At 68.0% G+C, this 6,108-nt stretch carries 4 protein-coding genes; 1 reads left to right on the plus strand and 3 read right to left on the minus strand.

The window, feature by feature from the left end:
* Window positions 1-102 precede the first annotated feature (102 nt).
* Together JHC36_RS10215 and JHC36_RS10220 are read right to left on the minus strand one after the other, a co-directional pair.
* Window positions 103-1,335, minus strand: coding sequence for an aminotransferase-like domain-containing protein (locus JHC36_RS10215; protein WP_287918738.1), 1,233 nt, complete (start codon window positions 1,333-1,335; stop codon window positions 103-105).
* Window positions 1,336-1,491: 156 nt separating this feature from the next.
* Window positions 1,492-2,097, minus strand: coding sequence for a LysE family translocator (locus JHC36_RS10220; RefSeq protein ID WP_124222708.1), 606 nt, complete (start codon window positions 2,095-2,097; stop codon window positions 1,492-1,494).
* Window positions 2,098-2,231: 134 nt separating this feature from the next.
* Between JHC36_RS10220 and JHC36_RS10225 the strand changes: the two genes are divergently transcribed.
* On the plus strand, window positions 2,232-3,680 hold the full coding sequence (locus JHC36_RS10225) for an aminotransferase-like domain-containing protein (RefSeq protein WP_287918741.1): 1,449 nt from the start codon (window positions 2,232-2,234) through the stop codon (window positions 3,678-3,680).
* Between the two features lie 59 nt (window positions 3,681-3,739).
* Here the strand turns inward: JHC36_RS10225 and JHC36_RS10230 are convergent, their stop codons facing one another.
* Window positions 3,740-5,626 (minus strand): ATP-binding cassette domain-containing protein, encoded by a 1,887-nt coding sequence (locus JHC36_RS10230; protein WP_287918743.1) that lies wholly within the window; start codon window positions 5,624-5,626, stop codon window positions 3,740-3,742.
* Window positions 5,627-6,108 lie beyond the last annotated feature (482 nt).

Consider the following 6,108-nt stretch of genomic DNA (forward strand, 5'->3'; position numbering starts at 1 on the left):
GGTGAAGACGTCGACTTGACGGAAGGGGCGGCCGCGGGGTGTGGGGCTGGGCGGGTTCATGGGCAACGGGGGTGATTTTGGGTCAGGAGCTGTGCGCGGCCGTCAACCGCCGGTGTCGAGTGCGGCGGCAGCCGGCGCGTCCGGGCTTTGTGCCCGGGCGCAGCGGACCACGTTGGCCAACGCGGCAATGCCGCGGTCGATCTGCTCGACGCTGGCGGTGACGAAGGACAAGCGCAGCGTGCGCGCATCGGGCGCTTCGGCGAAGAAGGCGGCGCCGGGCACATAGGCCACACCGGCGCGCACCGCCTCGGGCAGCAGCGCGGTGGCGTCGAGCCCGGCGCTCAGGCGCAGCCAGAGGAACATGCCCCCCTCGGGCGCGTTCCAGCGCACGTCCAGACCCGCCATTTCGCGCTCCAGCGCTGCGAGCATGGCCGCGCACTGCGCGCGGTAGCGCGCGCGGATGTTGGGCACGTGCCGCTCCAGGAATCCATCGTCGAGCAGCCGCGCCACGATGCGCTGGTTAAAACCCGGCGTGTGCAGATCGGCCGCCTGCTTGGCCTGAAGCAGTTTCGGGAACACCGCGCGCGGCGCCACCACATAGCCCAGCCGCAGCCCCGGCGCGAGCACCTTGGAGAACGAACCGAGATAGAGGCAGCCCTCGGGCCAGCGCGCGGCCAGCGGCGGCGGAGGCGGTGCGTCGAACCACAGGTCGCCGTAGGGGTTGTCCTCCACCAGCGGCAGGCCCGCGCGCTGCGCCACGGCGACCAGCTCGTCGCGGCGCGTGGCGCTCAAGGTGCGGCCGCTGGGGTTCTGGAAGTTGGGCAGCAGATAGGCCAAGCGTGCGGGCGCCGTGCCCGCCGTGGCCAGCCGGTGCAGGGCCTCGGGGTCGGGACCCTCGGCGTCGCTGGGCACGGCGGCGAAGCTGGGCTCCATCGGCGCGAAGGCCTGCAACGCGCCCAGATAGGTGGGCGACTCGACCAGCACGCGGCTGCCCGCGTCGATCAGCACCTTGCCCACCAGATCCAGCGCCTGCTGACTGCCGCTGGTGATGAGCACCTGATCGGCATCGACCCCCATGCCCTGCGCGCGCAGTTGCGCCGCCACCGCCTCGCGCAAGGGGCCGAAGCCCTCGCTGGCGGCGTACTGCAGCGCGGCACGCCCGTCGCGGCTGAGCACCTGGTCGGTGGCTTCACGCAGGGCCTCGACGGGAAACGTGTCCGGCGCGGGCAGGCCGCCTGCAAAACTGATGATGCCGGGCTTTTCGGTGACCTTGAGGATCTCGCGAATCACCGAGGGGTTCATCGCCTGGGTGCGGCGGGCAAGCGTCCAATTCATGGGGCGGTCCTTCCGGGGTGAGGGGATACAGCTGCTTCAGCGGTTTCGAGTGAAACTAGCGGGCTTGTTCGGCGCGTCGTGGCGATCGCTCGTCGGTCGGGCCGCACCATGGCCAGCACCGCACAGTCGAAGCCCAGCATGAGCGCGTCGACCGGCTCACCACGCACCCCGCAGCATCCATGCCGTCGTGGCCAGCAGCGCCGCGGCCATGCAGCGGTTGAACACCAGCAGGCGCTGCCCCTGCGTGAGCCAGTGACGCAGCAGCGAGCCGACCGCCGCGTACGTGAGGTTGCTCGCCAGCCCGAAGACGAGCATCAGCGGCAGCACCTGCGCGGTGCGCGCGGCGGCATCGGGGCGGCCGGCGATCCAGCCCGCGACGATGGCCAGCGCCAGCATCCAGGCCTTGATGTTGACGAACTGCAGCGCCACGCCTTGCACGAAACCGACCTGGAGCTGTTCCGACCGGGCCTGGCCGAGCTGCGCGCTGCGCGCGAGCCGCGCCGCCAGCCACAGCAGATAGGCCGCACCGCCGATCACGATGGCGCCGCGCAGCAAGGGAAACGCCAGCAGCAGCGCGCCCACGCCCCAAGCGCAGGCCAGCAGCAACATGCCCCAGCCCACCGGCACCGCAAAGACGAAGCGCAGCGCGCGCCGCAGGCCGAAATTGGCCGCCAGCGCCGTCGACAAAGTGGTGTTGGGACCCGGCGTGAAGCTCGTGGCCGTGACCAGGATCAGCAGTGCGACGAGTTCATCTGGATTCATGGACGATGGTCGAACGATGGAAGGACAGTGCCTCATCGTAGAGCGCATGGCAGTACGAGAGCAGTACAGTTCAGTGATCCAGAAATGAATCTGTATTGGCCTGTGAGCTCGTACAGCCCGATTCGGAGCCTTCGATGCAACCGACCCACCCGCTCACCCGCGGAGCCGGCGAACCCCTGAGTGCACAGCTCGCGCAGCGCCTGGCCGCGCGCATCCTCGATCGCTTGCTGCCCGCGGGCGCGCGCTTGCCCAGCGTGCGCCAATGTGCCGCCCTGCACGGCGTGAGCCCGGCGACCGTGGTGGCCGCCTACGACCAGTTGCTGGCACAAGGGCTGGTCGAGGCGCGGCCGCAGCGCGGCTTCTTTGTGCGGGATTTGGAACAAAACGCGCCGAATCCCAGCGTGAAACGGTCGTCTCATGCTCCTGAAAAAGAAGCAACTTCGTCGCGCCTGCAGCAGCCCATCAACGCCACGGCGCTCATCCGTGGCATGTTTGCACCGGCGGGCGCGCAGCCGCAACCGGGCATGGGCATCTTCCCGCCCGACTGGCTGGCCGCGCCCTTCGTTGCTGCCGCGGTTCGCAAGGTGGCGGCCTCGCGCCAATGGCCGGCCACGGCGCTGCAGTACGGCGATCCGCGAGGCGATGCGGGCTTGCGCGCGGTGCTGGCCCAGCGTCTGGTCGCGCTCGGGCTGCCCGCGACGCCGGATCGGATCCTCACCACCGTGGGCGCGACGCATGCGCTCGACATCGTGAGCCGCACCCTGCTCAAGCCCGGGGACGCGGTGATGGTCGAAGAGCCCGGCTGGGCGGTGGAGTTCGCCCGTCTCGACGCGCTGGGCATGCGCATCCTGCCCGTGCCCCGCGGGCCGCAGGGGCCGAACCTCGACGTCATGGCGCGCTACTGCGCCGAACATGCGCCGCGGCTTTATGTCAGCGTGAGCGTGTTGCACAACCCCACCGGCGGCAGCCTCACGCCTGCCGCGGCCCATCGCGTGCTGCAGCTGGCACAGCAGCACGACTTTCATGTGCTCGAAGACGACACCTACAGCCACCTCGCGCCGGAGCACGCCACCCGCATGAGCGTGCTCGACGGCCTCCAGCGCACGGTCTACGTGAGTGGTTTCGCCAAGATCCTCGCGCCGAGTTGGCGCGTGGGCTACCTCGCGGCGCCCGCGGCGCTGGTCGAGCGGCTGCTCGACACCAAGCTACTGGCCACGCTGACCACGCCCAGCCTGCTCGAGCAGGCGCTGGCGCTGTGCATCGAACAAGGCCAGTTGCGCCGCCACACCGAGCGGCTGCGCCAGCGCCTCGACGCCGCGCGCGCACGCAGCGTGCAACTCGCGCAGCAAGCCGGTTGCCGGTTTGCCGCTGAGCCCGCGGGGCTGTTCGGTTGGATCGATACCGGTGTGGACACCGACGCGCTCGCCTTGCGGCTGTTGGATGAGGGCTATTTGCTGGCACCCGGTTCGCTCTTTCACGCGCGTGGTGGGGCTAGCCCCCTGATGCGCATCAACTTCGCGACCACGCAAGAGGCCGAGTTCTGGCGCAGGCTGCATGTGCACCTCGCGGCGATGCGGGGTTGAGGGTCGGGCTGGGCCGCGCCCCGCGCGGCCCCACACGCCATTCCGAGTCGTTGACGAGATCAGCGCGCCGAGAGCGCTTCCCAGCGCTCCAGCGCCGCCATCAACTCGTCCTCGATCGCTGCATCGCGGGCATGCAGCGCGGCGGCACGCTGCGGGTCTCGGGAGTAGAGGCTGCCGTCGGCCAGCTCGGCACGCAGGGCGGCTTGCTCGGCTTCGAGGGCTTCGATGCGCGCGGGCAGCCCGTCGAGCTCGCGCTGCTCCTTGTAGCTGAGCTTTGCGGGTCGCGCGGCGGGTGCCGGTCGAGGTTTGTGGTCTTTTTGAGCGCCCGCCAGCGTATTTCGGTCTTGGGATGCTCCTGTTTTGGAAGCTTCCTGAATCGCGCGGCTGCGCGCGGACTGGGTCAGCCAGTCTTCCACGCTGCCTTCGTATTCGCGCCACAGGCCATCGCCCTCGGCCACCAAGGTGCTGGTCACGACGTGGTCGAGGAAGCGTCGATCGTGGCTCACCAGAAACACCGTGCCCTCGTAGCTCTGCAACAAGTCCTCGAGCAATTCCAGCGTGTCGATGTCGAGGTCATTCGTCGGCTCATCGAGCACCAGCACATTCGCGGGCCGTGCGAACAGCCGCGCCAGCAGCAGCCGATTGCGCTCACCCCCCGACAGCGAACGCACCGGCGAGGCGGCGCGCGCTGGCGAAAACAGAAAGTCGCCCAGGTAGCTCTTCACATGCTGGCGTTTGCCGCCGATTTCGATCCACTCGCTGCCCGGGCTGATGAAGTCCTCCAGCGTTGCGTCCAGATCCAGCGCGTTGCGCAACTGGTCGAAGTAAGCCACCTGCAGATTCGCGCCCTGGCGCACCTGCCCGCTGTCGGGGCTCAGCTCGCCCAGGATCAGCTTGAGCAAGGTCGTCTTGCCCGCCCCGTTGGGTCCAATCAGCCCGACCTTGTCCCCGCGCAGGATCGTCGTGCTGAGCTTGCGCACCACCGTGCGCGCACCGAACGCCTTGCTCACATCGGTCAGCTCCGCGACGATCTTGCCGCTCGGCTGCCCCGATGCCACCTCCATGCGCACGCGGCCCAGCACCTCGCGCCGAGCCGCCCGTGCGGCGCGCAGCCGCTCCAGTCGCACGATCCGCCCCTGCGCGCGCGTGCGCCGTGCTTCCACACCTTTGCGGATCCACACCTCCTCCTGCGCCAGCAGCTTGTCGGCCTTGGCCTGAACCACCGCCTCTTGTGCGAGCTGCTCGTCCTTGAGCGCCTGGTACTGTGTGTAGTTGCCGGGGTAGGAGCGCAACTGCCCACGGTCGAGCTCGACGATGCGCGTCGACACCGCATCGAGAAACGCGCGATCATGCGTAATCACCACGGCGCTGCCCTTGAAGTCGAGCAGCAAGCCCTCGAGCCACTCGATGGCCTCCAGATCCAGATGGTTCGTCGGCTCGTCGAGCAGCAACACATCCGGCCGCGTCACCAGCGCCTGGGCCAGCGCCACACGCTTACGCATCCCGCCGGAAAGTGCGCCGATCGGGGCGCTCGCCTCCAGATGCAAGCGTTGCAGCGTCTCCTCGACCCGCCGCTCCCAATTCCAGCCATCGCGCGCCTCGATCGCGGCCTGCAACGCGTCGAGATCACCATCGCCTCGAACGTAACGCTCGACCAGATCGACCACCTCTCGCAAACCCTCGCGGACCGACTGGGCCACCGAGTGCGCCGGATCCAGTGCAGGCTCCTGAGCGACGTAAGCCACCCGCACCCCGCTCTGGAACTGAACCCGCCCGTCCTCGAGATGCTCCATCCCGGCCAAAATCTTCAGCAGCGAAGACTTCCCCGTCCCGTTGCGCCCAATGAGCCCCACCCTCTCCCCGGCCTCGAGCGCAAACGAAGCCCCGTCCAGCAGGGGAACATGCCCGTAGGCCAGATGCGCGTCATGGAGGTTGATCAGTGCCATGAGGTCCGATTATCCCGACGCAACCCCGCACGTGCCGCCCAAGGCACGCTGAATCAGATCCCGCGATGGCGCGCGCCCGCAGCCGGGATGCCCGGCCCGCGAGGGACCGGTTCAGGCTTGCCCTAACGACACCACCTCGCGCTTGAAAGTCACGCCACCGCCCAAAAATGCTGCTACAATTCGCCTCCCCGCTACGAAGCAGCGCGCTTCGGCAGGGCCCCAGAAAAATTTTTTTCAGGACCTGCAAAAAGTTGTGCTACAGTAGAGGGCTTCGCTGCTTCGAGAGCGGCAGCGAAAGCAAGCAGCGGCAAGCCGCCGCAGCTTGCAAAGCAAAGTGGTTTGAGTGCAATGCAAAATAACCACAATGCTTGACAGGGTTTTAAAAACCGTGTCATAATTCGAGGCTCATCTGATCGCGGATGGGTTGCCTGAGGTGGTGGAAGCTGCTGAGGGTTTGGACGTTAAAAAACTACAGCCGATAA

Origin of the sequence: Tibeticola sp., from assembly GCF_022759015.1 — a bacterium.
In the GTDB taxonomy this organism is placed as follows: domain Bacteria; phylum Pseudomonadota; class Gammaproteobacteria; order Burkholderiales; family Burkholderiaceae_C; genus Tibeticola; species Tibeticola sediminis.